Annotated in this window: 9 protein-coding genes; 5 read left to right on the forward strand and 4 right to left on the reverse strand. The window is 72.6% G+C overall.

The features are described from left to right. The first annotated feature begins 57 nt into the window (after positions 1-57). Both WMF43_RS49280 and WMF43_RS49285 read left to right on the forward strand, forming a co-directional pair. A complete protein-coding gene (locus WMF43_RS49280) occupies positions 58-1488 on the forward strand; it encodes a sigma 54-interacting transcriptional regulator (protein WP_437675837.1) in 1431 nt (476 codons plus the stop codon). A gap of 295 nt (positions 1489-1783) precedes the next feature. Beyond that, positions 1784-4858 carry an NAD(P)-binding protein gene (locus WMF43_RS49285; RefSeq protein WP_437675838.1) on the forward strand — a complete coding sequence of 1025 codons (3075 nt, stop codon included), beginning with the start codon at positions 1784-1786 and terminating at the stop codon, positions 4856-4858. A 99-nt stretch (positions 4859-4957) separates the two neighbouring features. On the opposite strand, the gene WMF43_RS49290 is transcribed toward WMF43_RS49285, so the two are convergent. Both WMF43_RS49290 and WMF43_RS49295 read right to left on the reverse strand, forming a co-directional pair. After that, positions 4958-7783 carry a protein kinase domain-containing protein gene (locus WMF43_RS49290; protein ID WP_437675839.1) on the reverse strand — a complete coding sequence of 942 codons (2826 nt, stop codon included), beginning with the start codon at positions 7781-7783 and terminating at the stop codon, positions 4958-4960. Between the two features lie 225 nt (positions 7784-8008). Further along, positions 8009-9055 (reverse strand): hypothetical protein, encoded by a 1047-nt coding sequence (locus WMF43_RS49295; protein ID WP_437675841.1) that lies wholly within the window; start codon positions 9053-9055, stop codon positions 8009-8011. A gap of 457 nt (positions 9056-9512) precedes the next feature. On the opposite strand from WMF43_RS49295, the gene WMF43_RS49300 reads away from it, so the two are divergent. Next, complete coding sequence (locus WMF43_RS49300; RefSeq protein WP_437675842.1) at positions 9513-13427, forward strand: protein kinase domain-containing protein; 3915 nt, start codon at positions 9513-9515, stop codon at positions 13425-13427. A 729-nt stretch (positions 13428-14156) separates the two neighbouring features. Further along, positions 14157-14342, forward strand: coding sequence for a hypothetical protein (locus WMF43_RS49305; protein ID WP_437675843.1), 186 nt, complete (start codon positions 14157-14159; stop codon positions 14340-14342). 372 nt (positions 14343-14714) lie between these two features. Here the strand turns inward: WMF43_RS49305 and WMF43_RS49310 are convergent, their stop codons facing one another. After that, positions 14715-15893: an acyl-CoA dehydrogenase family protein gene (locus WMF43_RS49310; protein ID WP_437675845.1), complete on the reverse strand. Its 1179-nt coding sequence runs from the start codon at positions 15891-15893 to the stop codon at positions 14715-14717. An 85-nt stretch (positions 15894-15978) separates the two neighbouring features. Beyond that, positions 15979-16389, reverse strand: coding sequence for a YybH family protein (locus tag WMF43_RS49315; RefSeq protein ID WP_437675847.1), 411 nt, complete (start codon positions 16387-16389; stop codon positions 15979-15981). Positions 16390-16953: 564 nt separating this feature from the next. Here WMF43_RS49315 and WMF43_RS49320 point away from each other — a divergent pair. After that, positions 16954-20874: a protein kinase domain-containing protein gene (locus WMF43_RS49320; protein WP_437675849.1), complete on the forward strand. Its 3921-nt coding sequence runs from the start codon at positions 16954-16956 to the stop codon at positions 20872-20874.

The raw sequence follows: 20874 nt of genomic DNA on the forward strand, positions 1-20874 counted from the left end.
GAGCGCAGCGCCGAGCCTTGACGCGCGGGGGGGACGCGCGAACATACCCCCGCATTCATGGGCGCGGCCGAGACGAAGATCTGCACCCTCACCGACGGCGAGGAGAACACGGTCGTCCTGCCCTCGGCGCAGGTGGTCGCGACGCTCCCGCACAACATCACCCGCGAAGCGCCCCTCACCATGGACATGATGGTCGTCGGCACGGGGCCCGAATGCGACCTGATCGTCCCCGACGCGCGGGTGTCGCGCAGGCACTGCGAGCTGAAGCTCACCCGGCGGGGCGTCGTCCTGCGCGATCTCGGGAGCAAGAACGGCACGTTCATCGGTGAGATCCCCGTGATGGAGGCGATCCTCCCGGTCGGCGCGGTCGCGACGATCGGGAGCACGCGCCTGTCGATCGCGCTCGGGGGCGCCCCGTCGCTCGTGCGCCTGTCTCCCTCCGAGCGCTTCGGCGAGGCCATCGGCAGGAGCATGGTCATGCGCGCGCTCTTCGCCCAGCTCGAGCGCGCCGCGGCCACCTCGGAGACGATCCTCCTGCTCGGCGAGTCCGGCACGGGGAAGGAGGTGCTCGCCAGGGCGATCCACGCCGCGAGCCCGAGGCGGGACGGGCCGCTCGTGATCTTCGATTGCAGCGCCGTCGCCCCGAGCCTCGTCGAGGCCGAGCTCTTCGGCTACACCCGCGGGGCGTTCACCGGCGCCGTGGCCCCGCACGCGGGCCTGCTCGAGCAGGCGGACGGCGGGACGTTGTTCATCGACGAGCTCGGGGAGCTGCCGCTCGATCTGCAGCCGAAGCTCCTCCGCGCGCTCGAGGCGCGCCAGATCCGCCGGGTGGGCTCGAGCGAGTGGCGCTCGTTCGACGCGCGCGTCATCGCCGCCACACACCGGGATCTCCGGGCGCGCGTCGCCGAGGGCACGTTCCGGCAGGACCTCTATTACCGCCTCGCCGTCGTCGAGGTGCGGGTGCCGGCCCTGCGCGAGCGCAAGGACGACATCCCCGTGCTCGTCGAGCGTTTCCTCGCCTCCCAGACCCCACCCCGCGCCCTGTCGGATCTGCCTCCGAACGTGATGGATCTGCTCCTCTCGCACGACTGGCCGGGCAACGTCCGAGAGCTGCGGAACATGATCTCGCGCCTCGTGATCTTCCCCGATCTCGCGCGGGAGGCGCTCGGGGCCGCGCTCGCCCCCCCGCGGGGCGAGGCCGCGCCCCCGGGGCGCCGGTCGGACGCGCCTGCGCCGGCGGCCGCGGCGGAGCACGCGGAGGCGCCCGCGGCCGGCAGGGCCGAGGACGGCCTGAGCGCGCTGCTCCAGATGCAGCTCCATGAGGCGCGCGACGCGGTGATCGAGCAATTCGAGCGCCGCTACATCGCGGCCAGGCTCCGGGAGCACGGCGGCAACGTCTCGCGGACCGCGGACGCGATCGGGGTGTCGAGGCAGCTCGTCTACCGGCTCATCGAGCGCTACGGGCTGCGCGGCACGGAGCGGGCATAGCCAGGTTGCAGGTGCGTTCGCAGGACAGCCGGCGAGCGCTCTTCCGTGAGGGCAGCGGCGCTCTCGTGCGTTTCGTCCGGCGCCGGCCGCCGTAGAACACGCGTGCCCGGAGGCATCGTGAACCGCGCGCAACACGCATGTCCTCCACGCGCGACGAGGCGTGTGATCTGCGCGCAACAAGGCGTGTGATCTGCGCGCAACAAGGCGTGTGATCTGCGCGCAACAGGGGGCGATCCTCCTCCGGTCGTAGCGAGTTCGCCTCTCCGGCACGGCGCTTGCGCGTTCGCCGGTCACCATGAGCGACACGTCCCTTCGACAGGAACATGGAACCCGGAACGCAGGACCCGAGAGGATCGCGATCCTCGGTGGAGGCATCGGGTCTCTGGTCACGGCCTTCGAGCTCTCGTCCCACCCCGGCTGGAAGGACCGGCACGACATCACCATCTATCAGATGGGGTGGCGCCTCGGAGGGAAGTGCGCGAGCGGGGTCAACACCGAGCGCGCGGATCGCATCCAGGAGCACGGCATTCATGTCTTTTACGGGTTCTACGAGAACATCTTCCGCGTGGTGCGCGCCTGTTACGAGGAGCTGGGGCGGCACCCCGACGCGCCGCTCGCCACGTGGCAGGACGCCCTGAAGCCCATGCCGTGTGTGATGAACGCGGAGCGCGTCGACGGCAGGTGGGATTTCTGGGAGCTGCCCTGCCCGCCCAACGATCGTGTCCCCGGCGACGGCGGCGAGCTCGACGCACCCTGGCAGTACGTGGCGCGGATCCTCGGCTGGGCGTCGCTCGCGCTGCGCAAGCTCTCCCGGGCGGCCGAGCGCACCGTCGAGGGCGAGCTCGGCCGGGCAGGCTCGCTCGTGCAGCTCCTCGACCGCGGCCACGCGCTCGCCAGGAGCCTCGCGACGGCCCCGTGGCAGCACCCGTCCGACGGCTGGAAGGTGCTCCTCGGGATCCTCGACCGGCTGGCCGGCGCCCTCCGCCGCAGCCCGGCCACCGAGGCGCTGCGCCGGCTGTGGATCACGGGCGACCTGCTGATCGCCATGGCGCGCGGGATCCTCGCGGACAGGCTCATCGAGCCGCCGTACGACTGGTTCAAGATCGATCACCTGGATTTCAGAGAATGGCTCTCGCTGCACGGCGCGAGCCCCGAGACGCTGCGATCGGCCGTGTGTGAAGGGCTCTATGCGTCGGCGCTTTGCACCGGGGCGCGGCAGATCGGCGCCGGCACGTTCGCCCACGCCGTCCTGCGGATGATCTTCACGTACAAGGGATCTTTGCTCTGGCAGCTGCAGGCCGGCACGGGAGACGCGATTGTGGCGCCGCTCTACCTCGTGCTCCGGCGCCGCGGGGTGAGGTTCGAGTTCTTCCATTCCGTGAACCGGCTCGAGCTCTCCGCCGACAGGAGCCGGGTCGAGCGGATCGTGATGGACCGGCAGGCGACGCCGAAGGGGGCCGCGTACGAGCCGCTCGTCGATGTCGGCGGGCTCCCCTGCTGGCCCGCGGCGCCGCGGTACGAGCAGCTTGTCGAAGGGGAGCGCCTCCGCGCCGAGGGGCACGATCTCGAGGATTGGTGGGCCGCGTGGCCGAACGCGGGCACGGTGACGCTCGAGGCGGGGAGGGACTTCGACCGGGCGGTGCTCGGCATCGCGATCGGCGCGTTCCCGTACATCTGCAAGGAGCTCCTGGACGATCCGGGGAATCCCCGCTTCCGGGCCATGGTCGAGAACGTGAAGACCACCGCGACGCAGTCGCTCCAGCTCTGGCTCACGCCGAGCCTGTCGGGGCTCGGCTGGTCCGGGACGAGCCCGATCATGATCCCCTACGCGGCGCCGTTCGATACGTGGGGCGACATGAGCCACCTGCTCGCGCGGGAGCGGTGGGCGGCGCCGCACCCGTGCGGCAGCCTCCATTACTTCAGCGCGGCGCTCGACGACGATGAGCCGCTGCCACCGCGCGACGATCACGGCCATCACGCCCGGCAGAACGCGCGCGTGAAGCAGAACGCGCTCCGCTGGCTGCGCGAGAGCGCGGCCGGGCTCTGGCCGCGCGCGGCCACCACGGACGCGCCCGGCGGCCTCGACTGGCACCTGCTCGTCGATCCGGAGGATCGCGCGGGCGAGGCGCGCCTCGACGGGCAGTTCTGGACGGCGCCGGCCAACCCGTCGGATCGTTATGTCCTCTCCGCGCCGGGCACCAGCCGAGCTCGCCTGCGCGCCGACGAGTCCGGGTACGAGAACCTGCTCTTCGCCGGGGACTGGGTGCTCACGGCGCTCAGCATCGGGTCCGTCGAGGCCGCGGCGATGGCCGGCATGCAGGCGGCGCGCGCCATCGACGGGCGCTGCCGCAAGGCGTACGGCGACTGGCTCCCGGAGCGCGCGACGCCCGCGAGCGCGCCGCCCCGGAGGCGCACGCCGTACCTCGTGCAGGACGGGAGCCTCGCCGTGGCGGCGCCGATCGGGCTCGACATCCATGCCACCGTGTTCGTCCTCGACGCGAGCCTCGAGCGGCTCACGGCCCTGTGCGACCGGTACCTGAACCTCGGAGGAGACACCGTGTACAGGCCGCTGGGTCCGTTCGTGATCCTCTACTGCGCCACCGTCGACAACCACCCGGAGGTCGATCGCGTCGGGTGGTGCCGCGAGAGGGATTTCGGCTTCTGGGTGCCGCTGCTCGCCGGCACCGTCACGCGGGGCCGCTTCCACCCGGATCGCGTGGTCACCTACACGCCCTACATCTGGGTCGACAACGGGACGGCGCTGATCGCCGGGCGCGAGATCTTCGGCTTCGCCAAGCAGCTCGCCCGCCTGGAGCTGCCCGACGGGGCAGGCCCGGACCGGTTCAGCGTCGACGCGCTCGTCGTGCCCCGGTACTCGCCCGGCTCCCCGATGGTCGTGCGGCGCGTGCTCGAGATCGAGCGGCGCGACCCCGCGACACAGGACCGGCGGCAGGGCGGCCGCTCCCGGCTCGAGCCCGCGTCCGCCCTGGGCCTCGCGCTGGGCGCCGCGGTCCAGGGCGCGCGCGACCTGGCGCCGTTCGCGCTGACCTACGGCCAGACGGTGCGGCGCGAGGGGATGCGCATGGTGTTCCTGAAGCAGCTGCCGGACGTGACGGACGGCAGGAGCGCCTGTTATCAGGCCATCGTCGAGGCGCAGCTCCCCGTGATCGGCGGGGTCTCGGGCGGCTTGCTCGACGGCGACCACCTGGTCCACATCCGGCGGTACGACAGCCTGCGCATCGTCGAGAACCTGGGCCTCGACCCGGGCGCGGAGCGCGCCGAGGAGGCGACGTTGCGGCCGCGGCTGCAAGGCTTCGCGAGGTTCCGGTCGCGGATCGAGCCCGGGGTGGAGATCTGGCGGGCGGCGTAGGCAGCGGCGCGCGACGGCCGTGCCCGAGCGGGCGTTCTGCGCGCAGCTCGGCCTCCGCCGTCGCCCAGCCGCCGAGCTCCGTCGGCGCCACGGCCGCGCTCATCCGGCGCACGAGGGGGTGCGCCGTGTGCCCGCCTGCTCCGCGGCCCGGTCGTGGAAGAAGGCCGCGCGCGCCCTGTCCCCGCCGCGCTCGAAGTGCTTCGCGAGCGTGACGGCGTCGCGCTCGCCCATCCGCTCGAGCCACGCCCCGGCGAGCCGGTGGCCGAGCGCGCGGTCGTGCTCGGTGAGCGTCCCGTACGCCGCCTCGCGGACGAGGGCGTGGCGGAATGCGTGCTCCTCCTGCCCTGGAAGCTTGCTCTCCTCCCGCCGCACCACGAGCTCGCGCTCGACGAGCGCCGCGAGCCGGGCCCTCACGGCGTCCGCGCCCTGGGCGCCCCCGAGCAGGGCGGAGACGCCCGCGGTCCAGAACACCTCGCCGAAGACGCTGCCGGCGCGCAGGATCTGCCGCGCCTCCGCCTCCAGCGCCTCCAGGCGCGCGTGCATCATCGCCAGCACGGTCGCCGGCAAGGCGTGCTCGGCGCCCTGATCCGCGCCGTGGGCCGCCGCGCGGATCAGCTCTTCCAGGACGAGCGCATTGCCCTCGGCCTGCTCTACCACGCTGTCGATCCGCTCCTCCGGCGCGCGCCCGGCCAGCACCTCGTGCGCGAGCTGCCGGCCCGCCTTGGGCGAGAGCTTCCCGAGCCGGATTTCCTGGGCGCCGGCCTCGACCCAGAGCTTCGGGAAGGCGGCATGTACCTCGGGCCGCGCGAGCGCCATCACCATGAGGGGCTGCTCCTGGAGCGCGCCGAGCGCCGCCTCCACGAGCTGCACCGAGGGCGCGTCCCCCCAGTGCAGATCCTCGAGGACCAGGAGGACGGGGCGCGCCGCGCACTCGGCCCGGAGGAAATCCTGGAAGGCACGCCGGATCTGATCGCCCAGGAGCGCCGGATCGCCGCGCGCGGCCCGGAGCTTCGCGCCGTCGTCGTCCGGGAAGGGCGCGCCCGCGAGCTCGCCGAGGAGCTCGGTCACGCGCGCGGCGTCCGCGCGCCCGACGCGCCTCCCGACGCGCGCGGCGAGCTTCTCCTGCCGGATGGCGAGCGGCTCGCCCTCGAGGAGCTGCGCAGCGCGCCGGACGAGCTGCCCCACCATGCCGAGGGGCGATCCCGCGCGGAGCGGATCGCCGCGCGCGATCCAGATCTCCGGCGGCGCGTCCGAGGGACCGGCGGACGCGGGATCCCGGGCCGCGCCGGCGGAGGCCCGCCGGCGGAGGCCGCTCACGAACTCCGATCGCAGGCGCGATTTGCCCATGCCCGGCGGGCCGGTCACGAGGACCACGCGCGCGACCGACTCGGACACGCACTCGCTCCAGAAGCCTTCGAGCACCGAGAGCTCGCGCTGGCGCCCGACGCAGGGCGTGGGCTTGCCGAGCAGCTTGCGCGTGGCGTCCTCGGGGTCGCGCTCGCGAGAGAGCTCCGGCGCGCCCGGCTCGCCGCCGAGCTCGAAGCGTGGATCGAGCAGGCCGGCCGTCACCTCGTCGAGGCGGATCGGACGCGGGCGACGTGCGGCGCTCGCGCCCTCGGAGGCCGGGGCCTCGGCGCGCAGGAGATTGACGGCCCGATCGATCACCTCTCCGGCGGGCGGCCACGGTTCGAGCACGCATCGGCCCGTGGCGAGGACCACGGGGACGTCGGGGAGGGCGGCGCGCAGGGAGAGCGCGCACCGCGCCACCAGGACGGCCAGATCCGTCGCGCTCGCGCTCCCCGCGAACGCGGCGATCGCGGAACCATCGGCGAGGCGATCGACGCGCACGGCGAGCGACGAGGCGATGGCGCGCAGCCGGTCGAGGGGCGCGAGGTCGGCGCGCGCGAGGTCGGCGCGCGCGGGCACGGTCTCGGCGTCGACGTCGGCGTTGGCGTTAGCGTCGGGGTCGGCGTCCGCGCCGGCGTCGGCGTTGGCGCCGGCGCCCGCGATGGCCCCGGCCACGAGCACGCTCACGAGCCGCTGCTCTACGCGGCTCAGCGCGGCCGGCAGCACGCCGTCGCCGGGGCGTCCGGTCGGGCCCGCCGGATCGACGGCGGCGAGCGCCGCGGCGACCTCGGCCCCGTCTGCCGGGCGCTCGGCCGGTTCCTTGGCCAGCATCCGGGTCACCAGGTCGCCGAGCGCCTGCGGGACGTCGTCGCGGAGCTCGCAGAGGTGGGGGGGCTCGTCGAACAGGATCCTCGCAAAGACGGCCATGAGGTGCCCGCCCTCGAACGGCGGCCGCCCCGCCAGGGACTCGAAGAGCACGCAGCCGAGCGAGAAGACGTCGGCCTGCGGCCCGAGCGCCTCGTCGCCGCGGACCTGCTCGGGCGCAGCGTACGAGGGGGTCCCCACGAAGACGTTGGTCCCGGTGATGGAGCGCGTCTCGACCCGGCGGCGAGCGATGCCGAAATCGACGACCTTGACCCGCGCGACGTCGCCGCCCGGCAGGAACAGGTTCCGCGGCTTGATGTCGCGGTGCGTGACGCCCCGGGCGTGGGCCGCCGCGAGGGCCTCCGCGACCCGCGCGGCGAGCACGACGCACTCGCGGATGCTCAGGACGCCGGCCTGCAGCCGCTGGCCGAGATCCTGGCCGTCGAGCCACTCCATCGCGAGGTACGGCTCGCCGGTGCCGGTGAGGCCGTGGCCGACGTAGCGCACGATGCCAGGGTGGCTCAGCTCCGCGAGGACACGCGCCTCGCGCGCGAAGCGCTGGACCTCGGCGTCGGACGTGGCGCCTCGCAGCAGCTTGAGGGCCACCTCGGCGCCGGTGTGGATCTCCTGGGCCCGGTACACCGCGCCCATGCCGCCCTCGCTGGCCGGGCGCTCGATCCGGAAGCGGTCGCCGACGAGATCGCCCGGGCGCATCGTGATCCCACTTACCACAGCCGCCAGGCGGCAGCGGCCTCGTGGTCTACCGCCAGGCGGCAGCGGCCTCGTAGTCTACCGCCAGGCGGCCGCGGCCTCGTGGTCTACCGCGATGCTCCTGGATGCGGCGGACGCAGGCTGGATCCGCGGCCATGCTGCAGCCGGCGGGCTCGACGGGCGTGAGCAGCAGCGTTGCGACGGCGCTCGGGCGTTATCCGCGCTGGCTCAGGCCAGGTGCCACTTGAACCAGACCTGGTAGGCGCCTCCGTGGCCGCGGATCGGGGAGGTCACGAGATCCTTGCTGTCGGCGCCGCCGAACTGACCCTCGCTGTTCAGCGTCAGCATGACGGCGTACGGCGGGAACACGTCCTCGTCGCAGAAGACCGGCACCATGAGGTCGACGAAGTCCATGATGCCGCTCACCAGGGCTCCCCCGACCGGGCCGCCGTAGTAAGAGGCAAAGACCATCGCGATGGTCCGGAGCCCCTTGGACAGCGCGTGGGCGACCTCGGCGTCGTCGCTGTCCGACTCCACCAGCTGGAAGATGCAGTAGAACGTCTTCGGGTAGCTGGGCGTGGCGCGCAGGTTGTACATGCCGAGGGGCAAGTGTCCATACGTGTGGGTCCGGACGCCGTCGTCATCGAAATCGCCGCAGACCACCGAGCGGCCTTCGAAGACATGGGCGTTCGCGTCGATGAGCAGGCTGCCCAGGACCATGCTGTCCGATCCGCCCTCCGGGTTGGTCTCGTCGGCGCAGTAGAGCGAGCGGAGGAGCAAGTCCAGCCGGCGGTACTTCGGCGGCTTGGCGGCCCGCGCCGGCGCGATCTGCCGGGCGCCTGTCGAGGGCTTCAGCAGCCGGCCCAGGTTCAGATCCGGCTTGCGCAGGTCGATGTCGCCCAGCGCTCCCAGCGCGCGGGCGACGCGCGGAGGGTCCGCCAGCAGGCGCTCGATGCGCGGCCGCATCCTCTCGAACTGCGGCTCGTCGATGCCGTGCACCAGGGCGGCGGCGATGGCCTCGGGCGAGCTCGGGTCGGGCGGCACGGGGAACTCCCTCGGGTCATGGCGGTGCAAGAGCCCCTTGAGGAGCAGCGCGCTCGCGCCCGCGCCGATCTCCTGCGCGCGCCGCTGCTCTTCTGGAGACAGCCTCGCGCGATCGAAACCCTCGACCGTCACGCTGTCGGCCGCGATCGGGCGGGCCGCGTCCCCGGCCGACGTGTGGTTCTGCTGCGACTGCGGCGACGATTCCTTCACGATGTCCGTTCTGTTTGCCATGGGATCCTCTCTCTTCATTGCACGTGAATCACGACATCTGCGCCGCGGCGCATATCGCCCTTCGCGATGTCGGTGATCGACGTTGCCGAGAGACAGAGCAAGCTGAGTGCCAATCGGGAAATGGGATTGATTCATCTACCCGCACGCGCGGCAGCGGACCGTGTCGCCATCCCCCGGGACGAGTCGTTCCCCGCATTTCGCCGAGCCACCTCCGATGGTCCACGGCCGATATCGCAGGGGCGCGATCGCGCGAGGATCACGCGCGGTGTTGCGCCGGGATTACACGCGGTGTTGCGCCGGGATTACGCGCGGTGCTGCGCCGGGATTACGCGCGGTGTTGCGCCGGGATTACGCGCGGTGTTGCGCCGGGATCACCGTCCGCCAGGCGGCTGCGGTCCGGCAGCCTCCCGCGATCTCCTGGACGCGGCGGATCCAGGCGCGGACAATGCGCCCGACCATGCGCATCGGGGACATCCTGGGGGACCGCTTTACGCTGGAAGCGCTCGCCGGGTCGGGCGGCATGGGGGAGGTCTTCCGCGCGCGGGATGGCGCGACGGGGCAGGCCGTCGCCGTGAAGGTGATGCTCGCGAAGCACGCGGGCGAGCGGGCGCGGTTCCAGCGCGAGGTGCAGGTCCTCTCCGAGCTGCGGCACCCCGCGGTCGTCGAGTTCATCGCGCACGGCGAGACGCCCGAGGGCGAGCCCTACCTTGCCATGGAGTGGCTCGAGGGGGAGGACCTGCGGGCGCGGCTCGCCCGCGGGATGCTCGGTGTGGAGGAGAGCGCGGCGCTGGCGGCGCGCGTCGCGGGGGCGCTCGCGGTGGCGCACGCGCGGGGGGTGGTGCACCGGGATCTGAAGCCGAGCAACCTCTTTCTCCCGGGCGGGGACGTCGCGCAGGTGAAGGTGCTCGACTTCGGGATCGCCCACCTCGGGGACGTGACGCGGCTGACGCGCACCGGCGCCATCGTCGGGACGCCGGGGTACATGGCGCCCGAGCAGGCGGGCGGCGCGGGGACGCTCGACGCACGTGCGGACGTGTTCGCGCTGGGCTGCGTGCTGTTCGAGTGCCTGACCGGGGCGCCCGCGTTCAGCGGCGAGCACCTGATCGCGCTGCTGGCGAAGATCCGCTGCGAGGAGCCGCCGCGCGTGGGCGCGCTCCGGGTCGGGGTGCCGTGGGCGCTCGAGGAGCTGGTGGCGCGGATGCTGGCGAAGGAGCCGGACCGGCGCCCTCGCGACGGCGCGAGCGTGGCGGCCGAGCTCTCGGCGCTGGACGAGGCGCCCTCGGGCCCGCGCGGGGCCGCGGCGCTCGGCGGTTCGCCCCCGCCCCCGCCCGCGCCCACGCTGGCGGCGGGCGAGCGGCGGGTGGTCTCGGTCGTGATGATCGGCCGGGAGACCCCGCTCTGGCTCGACACCACGGAGAGCCTCGGGCCCCACACCGCGCCGGAAGAGGACGAGCTGCGCAGCACGGCGGCGTCGTTCGGCGGCCGCCTCGAGGTCCTCGCGGACGGCTCGGCGGCGGTCACGATCGCGGGCGTCTTCGTCGCGACCGACCTGGCGGCGCGCGCTGCGCGCTGCGCGCTCGCCCTGCACGCAACCTGCCCGGGCCGTCCGATGGCGCTCGCGACGGGCTGGAGCGAGACCTTCGGGGCGGGCTCGCTGGGCGACGCCATCGACCGCGCCGCGCGGCTCGTCGCGCGGCGCGGCCCCGGCGCGCCGCCGATCCTGCTCGACGAGGTGACGGCGGGCCTCCTCGACGCGCGGTTCGAGGTGGCCGCGGGCGCGGCCGGCCCCGCGCTGGTGCGCGAGCGCGAGATCGTGGCCGAGGCGCGGGCGCTGCTCGGGAAGCGGACCGCGTGCGTCGGCCGGGCGCGCGAGCTGTCGATGCTCGAAGGGCTGCTGTCCGAGTGCGTGGACGAGCCGATCGCGCGCGCGGTGCTGGTGACGGCGCCGGCCGGCGTCGGCAAGTCGCGCCTCTGCCAGGAGTTCTTGCGCGCGGTCCGCACGCGCGGCGAGCAGATCGAGATCTGGACCGGGCGCGGCGATGCGCTCCGAGCCGGCCAGGCGTTCGGCCCGCTGGGGCAGGCGCTCCGCGGCGCGTGCGAGATCCGCGAGGACGACCCGCCCGAGGCGCGCCGGGAGAAGCTCCGCGCCCGGGTCGACCGGCACGTGGCGCCGGCCGAGCGCGCTCGGGTCACGGTGTTCCTCGGCGAGATTGCCGGCGCTCCCTTCCCCGACGAGGAGAGCGGGCCGCTCCGGGCTGCACGAAGGTCGGCGGAGCTCATGAGCGAGCAGGTTCGAAGGGCCTTGGAAGATTTCTTCTTGGCCGAGTGCGCGGCGGGTCCGGTCCTGCTCGCGCTCGACGACCTGCACTGGGCAGATCGGGCGACGGTGCGGCTCGTCGACGCGTCGCTCCGGATCGCGAGGGACCTGCCGTTCCTGGTGCTCGCGTCGGCACGGCCGGAGGTCCACGAACGGTTCCCGCGACTCTGGGCCGAACGCGAGCTCCAGGAGATCCGGCTCCAGACGCTCACGCCGAAGGCGAGCGAGCAGCTCGTGCGGCAGGTGCTCGGCGACGGCGTGTCCCCCGAGACGATGAAGCGGCTGGTCGCTCGCTCCCGGGGGCACGCATTCTATCTGGAGGAGCTGATCCGCGCTGTCGCCGAGGGCCGAGGCGACACGCTGCCCGAGACGGTCGCGGCGATGGTGCAGGCCTGGCTCGAGCGGTTCGAGCCCGAGGCGCGGCGGCTGCTGCGCACCGCCAGCATCTTTGGGGAGGTCTTCTGGCAGGGCGCGGTCGCGTCGCTGCTCGGCGGCGGGCCGGCGGCGGGCGACACCGGCGCCGTGATCACCTCGCTCCTCGATCGGCTCGTGCAGCAGGAGGTGCTCGTGCGCCGGCCGGAGAGCCGGTTCGCGGGCGAGGCGGAGCTCTCGTTCCGGCACGCCCTGCTCGTGGAGGGCGCGTACGCGATGCTGACGGAGGAGGAGCGGGCCCTCGGCCACCGGCTCGCCGGGGAGTGGCTGGAGCGGCGCGGTGAGAGCGCCTCCGTCGTGCTCGCCGAGCACTTCGAGCGGGGCGGGGAGCCCGCGCGCGCTGCGGGCCTCTACCGCCGCGCCGTGGAGCAGGCCACGCTGTGGGGTGCCACGGAGGCGGCGATCACGTCCGCGCGCCGGGGCCTCGCCTGCGCCCCTTCGGACGAGCACCGGCTCGCTCTCCTGAACGTGCTCTGGGAGGCCCACCTGTGGGGCAGGGATCTCACGAACCCCGACGTTGCGCGCGACGCGGAGCAGATGATGCGCCTCTCCACGCCGGGCAGCGGGCCCTGGGCAAGGGGCGCTCTCCTGAAGCTCTTAGGGCTCATGGTCACGGGGCAGCGCGAGGCGTTCACGGCCACGCTGAGCGCCGTGAGCGCCGTCCGGCCGCTCCCCGATGCCGCCGCCGCGGTCGCCAGCACCCTCCGAAAGGGCATCGTGCACCTCCTGACGAACGAGCAGCCCGAGTTCGCGCAGCATTTCCTGAGGTGGCTGGAGGCCATCGTGGAGCATGTCGCCGAGCTCGATCCGAGGGCACGGGGGCAGCGCGACATAGCGCGCTCGCTCCACGCGATGGTCGCGGACGAAGATCCATGGTCCGGCCTGCGGTGGGCCGAGGCGGCCCTCGAGAGCCTCGAGGAGACAGGCTCCGAGGTCGATATCGCGCACGCGCGCGGGGTGGTCGCCATGGGACTCGGGTTCCTCGGCGCGTACGCTCGCGCGGAGAAGACCCTGCGAGAGGCGCCTTCTTGCACGGACGAGGACGTGTGGATTGGGGTCGCCTACCAGTCCTTCGTCCTCGGCTGGATCCTGATCGAGAAGGGGGAGATCGAGGAAGGGCGCCTCGTTGCGGAGGCCATGATCGACGCGGGCCGCGTCCGGCGCATCGCGTTCTACGAAGGGATGGGGCGCGAGCTCCTGGCGGAGGCCCTCTTTGAACGGGGTGATCTGGAGGCTGCCGAGCGCGAGGCGCTCTCCGCGCTCGGGGCGCTCGGGTCCGCGCCCACCCGGCGCGTGGCGCTCACGCGAATGCTCGCGGCCATCCGGCTCGCGCAGGGCCGCGTGGTCGAGGCGCGCGCGGACGCGGAGGAGGCGCTGACCGGGTACGAGGCGCTCCGGATGTTCGGCATCAAGGGCACCCTCGTTCGGCTCCTCCACGCCGAGGCATTGATGGCGGCGGGAGATCAGCGGCGGGCCGTTGCAGCAATTACCGATGCCCGCGCGCGTCTGCTCGAGAACGCCGCCAAGATCGGCGATCCGGAGCTACGCCGGAGCTTCCTCGAAGACATCCGCGAGAACGCGCGCACCCTCGAGCTCGCGCGGGCGTGGCTGGGCGAGGCTTGACCGCCGCGCGTGGAAGGGCGGTGAGGAGGCCGCCGGTGGGCCTCCTCGACAGCCCCGGGTCTCGGAGCCACTTCGATTGGTTGACCGCCCAAAAGGTGAGGCCCGCGGGTGCTGCTGACACCCGGGCCGCGTGGCCGAACCCCGTTCACACGAGGTCCGAAGCACTGCAGCCGCTGGGTAAAGATCTCCCGTCCGACATCGATCATAGAAGAGATCGACAATTACGAGGCGCTTCATGCACACATCCGCGCAAGGTCTATTTTACTGGGGACACACCAGGCCGAGGGCCAGCGCTCAGCGCGGTAGGGAGCGACAAGAAGAGGACCACTGAATCACCGGCTCGAAGCGGCCCGCTGGCCATTGATGTTCCGGCGCTGTATGGCGCGGGGCGCATGGATCGATCGGCAGCGCTTCGCCGTTTTCTGCGTCGCGTCAGTCTGCCCCGACCCAAGTTTTCCGTCGCTTCCTTTATGCCAGGCTCGGCTGCGCAGGATCAGGGCCACACCCTTCTCTCCGGAGACACGTGTGAGCATACGTGCTATATTCGCGGCTGTCCAGAAGCCGCCAGGTTCAGGGTTCAGGCTGGATGGTGGTCATGTACGCACAACGCCTTGAGCGCTACCTGGTGCTACGACTCTTGGCTGGTAATTCATGGTGGAACGGAATCAAGCATGCTGAGGATTCGGCGAAAAGCTTAGTGATTACAGGCACATAACCAGGAGTAACCGTATGAATCCACAAGACTCCCGCGAGAAGCCCTCGAAGACCAGCGACACCCCGGAGCAAGAGCAGCCTGCCGAAACGGCGATGCCCACGCCGGAGGAGGAGCCGGAGGCCCAGGCCCCGACGGGGGAGCGGGCGCGGCTCAAGCGACTCGGGGCGAACCCTGGTGCTGTCATCAAGATCCGTAGGTAGGCGCCAGCCATCGCCGTGCGCCCGCGTCGCACGGCGGAGGCCCGCGTTGTTCAGATCGCGTTGACTTCGCCGGCGACTGGTCTACGGCGCCTCCGTCACCAGGAGCGTATCGCCCCAGGCGATGGAGTCATGGCACACGGGGATCGCAGCTGTGCAGTCGGGCACGACGCCTCCCGTCATGCGCGGCCGGGACAGGCAGCGGGCGCCGTTCGCGTCCCACTCGGACTCGAGCTGCGAGCTCTCGGTGTCCGTCTGGATCCCGAGGTCGTCGAAGAGATTGTCATGACGGGTACGCCCATTACCGCGCCGCAGATGGGCTTCCACAGGGTCGACGCGCCCTCCCTGGGTCTGATCGGGCGAGGCCTCGTGTCGTTAAATGAAAGACAGGTTCGGCGAGAGCCCCAGCATCACGCGGCCGTGGGCCTCGAGGTTGGTCGGCAAGCAATACGCCGCGTGCTGGCAGATGGCGCGCGCGTCGCGGGCGATGCGCTGGATCGGGTTCGACAGCGCGAGCGCGCTGCCCCCGCTCGCGCCGAACAGCATCTCCACCGCCTCTCGGCACAGGTGGATCGCGAAGGCGGACTCTGTCCGTATCCTGATCAGGAACTCGACGTCCGCCGCCGCGGCGCCCTCCGCGCAGCGCTCGAGATCCGCCACCGCCGCATGGAGCAGGAGATCCGCTGCGCGCACCTTCATCGCCGCCTCGGCGAGGAGCAGGTGCGTCACGGGCGCCTCTGCCTTCTTCTCATACAGGGTGAAGGAGATCCCGCGCCCCTCCGTCTGCGCCTTGAACACCTCGAGGGCAGCCTGCGCCATCCCGAGCGCGCAGCCCGCCGCGGTGACCACGATCCCCTGCACGATGGGACAACGGTACGGCGAGCCGGTCAGATCGGGAGAGAGCATGTCGCCAGAGAAGACGGCGGACACCGGCGCGACGCGGCGGTCGGGCACGAACAGGTCGTGCGCGGCGGTGCTGTTGCTGCATGTCCCGCCGAACCCGCTCACGTGCCAGTCGTCCAGGATCTCGAGCGCGCTCACCGGGACGATGAAGAAGGCCGGCGCGGCGCCCCCGGGACCGTCCTCCACGGGCAGCCCGAGGCCGATCCACGCAATATGGCGCGAGCCGGAGCAGAACGGCCAGACCCCGTTGATGATGTAGCCGCCCGCGACCCGCTTCGCCGAGCCCCGCCCGAGCAATGCGAAGAGGATGGAGCTGTCCGGCTGGCGGAGGATCTCCTCCCGGACGCCCTCCGGCAGGGCGCAGACCATCCACATGGCCAGGTTCAACTGGCTCACGACCCAGGACGTCGACCCGCAGCCCCGCGCGAGCTGGGTCGCGACCTCGAAGGCCGTGCGCAGGCTCGCCTGGAGCCCGCCGTGGCTCTTCGGCTTGAACAGGTCGAACAAGCCGGACGCCCTGAGCTCGCCGATGGTCTCGTCAGGCAGGCGGCGCAGCGCCTCCGTCTCTCGCGCGCGCTCGCGCAGGCGCGGCACGAGCCCCGCGGCGCGCGCCACCAGATCGTCGTGGGTCACCTCTGCACCTCGGATCATGATCGCTGGTCCTTTCATGGGGAGTGGCCGGGCCCAGCCGCGGCGGCGGGCCCGGCGGTGGTCGAGACGGGCATCACGGCGCTCTTCAGCTTGCGAGCTTCCACTGGATGGATTCGTGCGCGTGAAGGAAACGCCACTCACCGTCGCGTTTGCGCGACAGAATACTCGCCCTGATCCGCGTGGTGAATTCCTGGGTGCCCATCGTGAAGGCCCAGTCGATGGAAGTGACCACATAGGCCAGGCCGCCCACCTTGCGGACGACGACATCGCCGACCCTGCCCTTCGTGACGACGAACAGGGTCGCGAGCTCGTCGTAGTAGGCATCGAGGTCCGGAGCTCCGAAAATGGGCCGCTCGACCTCCGCGCCGATGTACGTGCGGTCGGTCGCGTCCGGGTCCCAGAGGGCTTTGACCGAATCCATGTCTCCCGCGATGAAGGCGGCCACGTACCGCTCCAGGAGCGCTCGAAACTGGGTCGCAATGTCCTCGTGGCTCATAGGGTTTCTCCTGTGTACGGGGCGAGGCAGCCCGAGCGTCGTGGCCGAGCTCCGGGTCGCAGGCTCGGCGGCCCACAACGGCGAACCGCGGATGTGACGCCTCGCCATGCGTCACTACAATTCACGTGCCAGCGACGAGCTCGCGCGGCGGGCTCCACCACATCCGGGGGATCAGAGGTTGTCTCGAACCCGCATGCCCACCTGGTCCGCTTGCGCTTCTTTGCCTCCGGTCAGGTGCCCGCCCTGTCCCGTGACGCTGACAACCTTACCCCGCGCGCTACCGCGGGCTGTTGCTAAGCGGACGTCTGCGGGAGGCGGCCTCGGCGGGATGTTCACGGCGCGGGACAGCCTGTGAACCTGCGGTTGACAGGGTGTTGCGCAGGCGCAACGAACTTTCCGGGGGGTGAGCACCACCAGCCACGAGGCGCTGGCCGGGCGCTCGATCCGGAAGCGGTCGCCAACGAGAACGCCTGAAGTGTGTAACTAAAATTACATGTCCTGCCAGCCGGATGCAGTCCGCGGGCTTCCGCGATCTCCTGGACGCGGTGGATCCAGGCGCGGACAATGCGCCCCACGAAGATGCGCGTCGGGGGCGTCCTGGGAGACCGCTTTACGCTGGAAGCGCTCGCCGGGTCGGGCGGCATGGGGGAGGTCTTCCGCGCGCGGGATCGCGCGACGGGGCAGGCGGTCGCCGTGAAGGTGATGCTCGCGAGGCACGCGGGCGAGCGGGCGCGGTTCCAGCGCGAGGTGCAAGTCCTCTCCGAGCTGCGGCACCCCGCGGTCGTCCAGTTCGTGGCGCATGGCGCGACGCCCGAGGGCGAGCCCTACCTTGCAATGGAGTGGCTGGAGGGGGAGGACCTGCGGTCGCGGCTCGCCCGCGGGATGCTCGGCGTGGAGGAGAGCGCGGCGCTGGCGGCGCGCGTCGCGGGGGCGCTCGCGGTGGCGCACGCGCGCGGGGTGGTGCACCGGGATCTGAAGCCGAGCAACCTCTTTCTCCCGAGCGGGGATGTCGCGCAGGTGAAGGTGCTCGACTTCGGGATCGCCCACCTCGGGGACGTGACGCGGCTGACGCGCACCGGCGCCATCGTCGGGACGCCGGGGTACATGGCGCCTGAGCAGGCGGGCGGCGCGGGGGCGCCCGACGCCCGCGCGGACGTGTTCGCGCTGGGCTGCGTGCTGTTCGAGTGCCTGACCGGCACGCCCGCGTTCAGCGGCGAGCACCTGATCGCGCTGCTCGCGAAGATCCGCTGCGAGGAGCCGCCGCGGGTCGGGGCGCTCCGGGCCGGGGTGCCGTGGGCGCTCGAGGAGCTGGTCGCGCGGATGCTGGCGAAGGAGCCGGACCGGCGTCCTCGTGACGGCGCGAGCGTGGCGGCCGAGCTCTCGGCCCTGGACGAAGCGCCCTCGGGCCCGCGCGGGGCCCCGGCGCTCGGGGGCCCGCCCCCGCCCGCGCCCACGCTGGCGGCGGGCGAGCGGCGGGTGATCTCGGTCGTGATGATCGGCAGGGAGACGCCGCTCTGGCTCGACACCACGGAGAGCCTGGGGCCCCACACCGCGCCGGAAGAGGACGAGCTGCGCAGCACGGCGGCGTCGTTCGGCGGCCGCCTCGAGGTCCTCGCCGACGGCTCGGCGGCGGTCACCCTCTCGGGCGTCTTCGTCGCCACCGATCTTGCGGCGCGCGCTGCGCGTTGCGCGCTCGCGCTGCACGCAACCTGCCCGGGCCGGCCGATGGCGCTCGCGACGGGCTGGAGCGAGACCTCCGGGGCGGGCTCGCTGGGCGACGCCATCGACCGTGCCGCGCGGCTCGTCGCGCGGCGCGGCCCCGGCGCGCCGCCGATCCTGCTCGACGAGGTGACGGCGGGCCTCCTCGACGCGCGGTTCGAGGTGGCCGCGGGCGCGGCCGGCCCCGCGCTGGTGCGCGAGCGCGAGGTCGTGGCCGAAGCGCGAGCGCTGCTCGGAAAGCGAACCGCGTGCGTCGGCCGGGCGCGCGAGCTGTCGATGCTCGAAGGGCTGCTGTCCGAGTGCGTGGACGAGCCGGTCGCGCGCGCGGTGCTGGTGACGGCGCCGGCCGGCGTCGGCAAGTCGCGTCTCTGCCAGGAGTTTTTGCGCGCAGCCCGAGCGCGCGGCGAGCCGATCGAGATCTGGATCGGGCGAGGCGACGCGCTCCGGGGCGGCCAAGCGTTCGGCCCGCTGGGGCAGGCGCTCCGCGGCGCGTGCGAGATCCGCGAGGACGACCCGCCCGAGGCCCGCCGCGAGAAGCTCCGCGCCCGGATCGCCCGCCACGTGGCGCCGGCCGAGCGCGCCCGGGTCACGGTCTTCCTCGGCGAGATTGCCGGCGCTCCCTTCGCCGACGAGGAGAGCGGCCCGCTCCGGGCTGCGCGAAGGTCGGCGGAGCTCATGAGCGAGCAGGTTCGAAGGGCCTTGGAAGATTTCGTCTTGGCCGAGTGCGCGGCGGGTCCGGTCCTGCTCGCGCTCGACGACCTGCACTGGGCTGATCGGGCGACGGTGCGGCTGGTGGATGCGGCGCTGCGGGTCGCGAGGGACCTGCCGTTCCTGGTGCTCGCGTCGGCACGGCCGGAGGTCCACGAACGGTTCCCGCGACTCTGGGCCGAACGCGAGCTCCAGGAGATCCGGCTCCAGACGCTCACGCCGAAGGCGAGCGAGCAGCTCGTGCGGCAGGTGCTCGGCGACGGCGTGTCCCCCGAGACGGTGAAGCGGCTGGTCGCTCGCTCCCGGGGGCACGCATTCTATCTGGAGGAGCTGATCCGCGCCGTCGCCGAGGGCCGAGGCGACACGCTGCCCGAGACGGTCGCGGCGATGGTGCAGGCCTGGCTCGAGCGGTTCGAGCCCGAGGCGCGGCGGCTGTTGCGCACGGCCAGCATCTTCGGGGTGGTCTTCTGGCAGGGCGCCGTCGCGTCGCTGCTCGGCGGCGGATCGGCGGCGGGCGACACCGGCGCCGGGCTCACGCGGCTCATCGACCGGCTCGTGCAGCAGGAGGCGCTCGTGCGCCGGCCGGAGAGCCGGTTCGCGGGCGAGCCGGAGCTCTCGTTCCGGCACGCCCTGCTCGCGGAGGGCGCGTACGCGATGCTGACGGAGGACGATCGCGCGCTCGGCCATCGGCTCGCCGGGGAGTGGCTGGAGCGGCGCGGCGAGAGCTCCTCCCTCCTGCTCGCCGAGCATTTCGAGCGGGGCGGGGAGCCCGCGCGCGCCGCGGGCCACTACCGCCTTGCCGCGGAGCAGGTCGCGCGGCTCGGGGACACGGAGACGGCGATTGCGTATGCCCACCGGGGTCTCGCGTGTGCCCCCTCGGACGAGCTCCGGATCGCCTTCCTGAGTGTGCTCTGGGAGGTTTACCTGTGGGGCGGGGATCTCGCGGACCCCGCCGCCGCGCGCGACGCGGAGCAGATGATGGCCCTGACCACGCCGGGCAGCGGACCCTGGGCGAGGGGCGCGCTCCTGAAGCTCTTCGGGCTCATGGCCACGGGGCAGCGCGAGGCGTTCACGGCCACGCTGAGCGCCGTGCGGGCCGTCGGCCCGCTCCCCGATGCCGCCGCCGCCGTCGCCGACGCCCTCTGCGTGGGCGTGTCGCACCTCCTGATGAGCGGCCAGCCGACGGTCGCGGAGCCTTTTCTGAGGTGGCTGGAGGCCATCGTGCAGCCCGTCGCCGAGCGCGAACCGAGGGCACGGGGGCTGCGTGACATGGCGCGCTCGTTCTACGTGATGTACGCGGACGAGGATCCGTGGTCCGGCCTGAGGTGGGCCGAGGCGGCCCTCGAGAGCTTCGAGCAAGCAGGCTCCCCAGCGGATATCGCGCACGCACGCACGCATATCGCCATCGGCTTCTGGCTGCTCGGCGCGTACGCGCGCGCGGAGCAGGCCGTGCGAGAGGCGCCTTCTTGCACGGACGAGGACCTCTGGATCGCGGCGGCGCACCGGTCACTCTTCCTCGGGGCGTTCCTGATCGACCAGGGCAAGCTCGAGGAGGCGCGTGTCGTCGCCGAGGGCATGCTCGGGGTAGGGCGTACCCGGAGCGGCGCCGTCGAGGGGATGGGGCACAGCCTGCTCATCGAGCTCTACCTCCGCCACGGCGATCTGGAGGCTGCGGAGCGCGAGGCCTGCACCGCACGCGAGCAGCTCGCTGGCGCTCCCAGCATGCTCGCGCCGGTCATCATGTTGCTCGCGTTCATCCGGCTCTCGCAGGGCCGCGTCGCCGAGGCGCTCGCCGCCGCCGAGGAGGGAATGGCCCAGTACGAGGCGCTCCGGCTGTTCTTCGTCAAGGGCTCCCTCGCTCGGCTCATCCACGCCGAGGTGTTGATGGCGGCGGGAGACCAGCCGAGGGCTCTCGCGGCGATCGCCGATGCCCGCGCGCGCCTGCTCGTGAACGCCGCCAAGATCGGCGATCCGGAGCTCCGCCGGAGCTTTCTCGAGGACGTCCGCGAGAACGCGCGCACCCTCGAGCTCGCGCGGGCTTGGCTGGGCGAGGCGTGA

This window comes from Sorangium sp. So ce131 (genome assembly GCF_051519095.1).
In the GTDB taxonomy this organism is placed as follows: Bacteria; Myxococcota_A; Polyangia; order Polyangiales; family Polyangiaceae; genus Sorangium.

Excerpts from the sequence above, each read along its gene's own strand:
- WMF43_RS49300 (WP_437675842.1), top strand. The coding sequence starts at position 9,513 with ATGCGCATCGGGGACATCCTGGGGGACCGCTTTACGCTGGAAGCGCTC.
- WMF43_RS49315 (WP_437675847.1), bottom strand. The coding sequence starts at position 16,389 with ATGAGCCACGAGGACATTGCGACCCAGTTTCGAGCGCTCCTGGAGCGG.
- WMF43_RS49320 (WP_437675849.1), top strand. The coding sequence starts at position 16,954 with ATGCGCCCCACGAAGATGCGCGTCGGGGGCGTCCTGGGAGACCGCTTT.
- WMF43_RS49295 (WP_437675841.1), bottom strand. The coding sequence starts at position 9,055 with ATGGCAAACAGAACGGACATCGTGAAGGAATCGTCGCCGCAGTCGCAG.
- WMF43_RS49280 (WP_437675837.1), top strand. The coding sequence starts at position 58 with ATGGGCGCGGCCGAGACGAAGATCTGCACCCTCACCGACGGCGAGGAG.
- WMF43_RS49305 (WP_437675843.1), top strand. The coding sequence starts at position 14,157 with ATGAATCCACAAGACTCCCGCGAGAAGCCCTCGAAGACCAGCGACACC.
- WMF43_RS49285 (WP_437675838.1), top strand. The coding sequence starts at position 1,784 with ATGAGCGACACGTCCCTTCGACAGGAACATGGAACCCGGAACGCAGGA.
- WMF43_RS49290 (WP_437675839.1), bottom strand. The coding sequence starts at position 7,783 with ATGCGCCCGGGCGATCTCGTCGGCGACCGCTTCCGGATCGAGCGCCCG.
- WMF43_RS49310 (WP_437675845.1), bottom strand. The coding sequence starts at position 15,893 with ATGATCCGAGGTGCAGAGGTGACCCACGACGATCTGGTGGCGCGCGCC.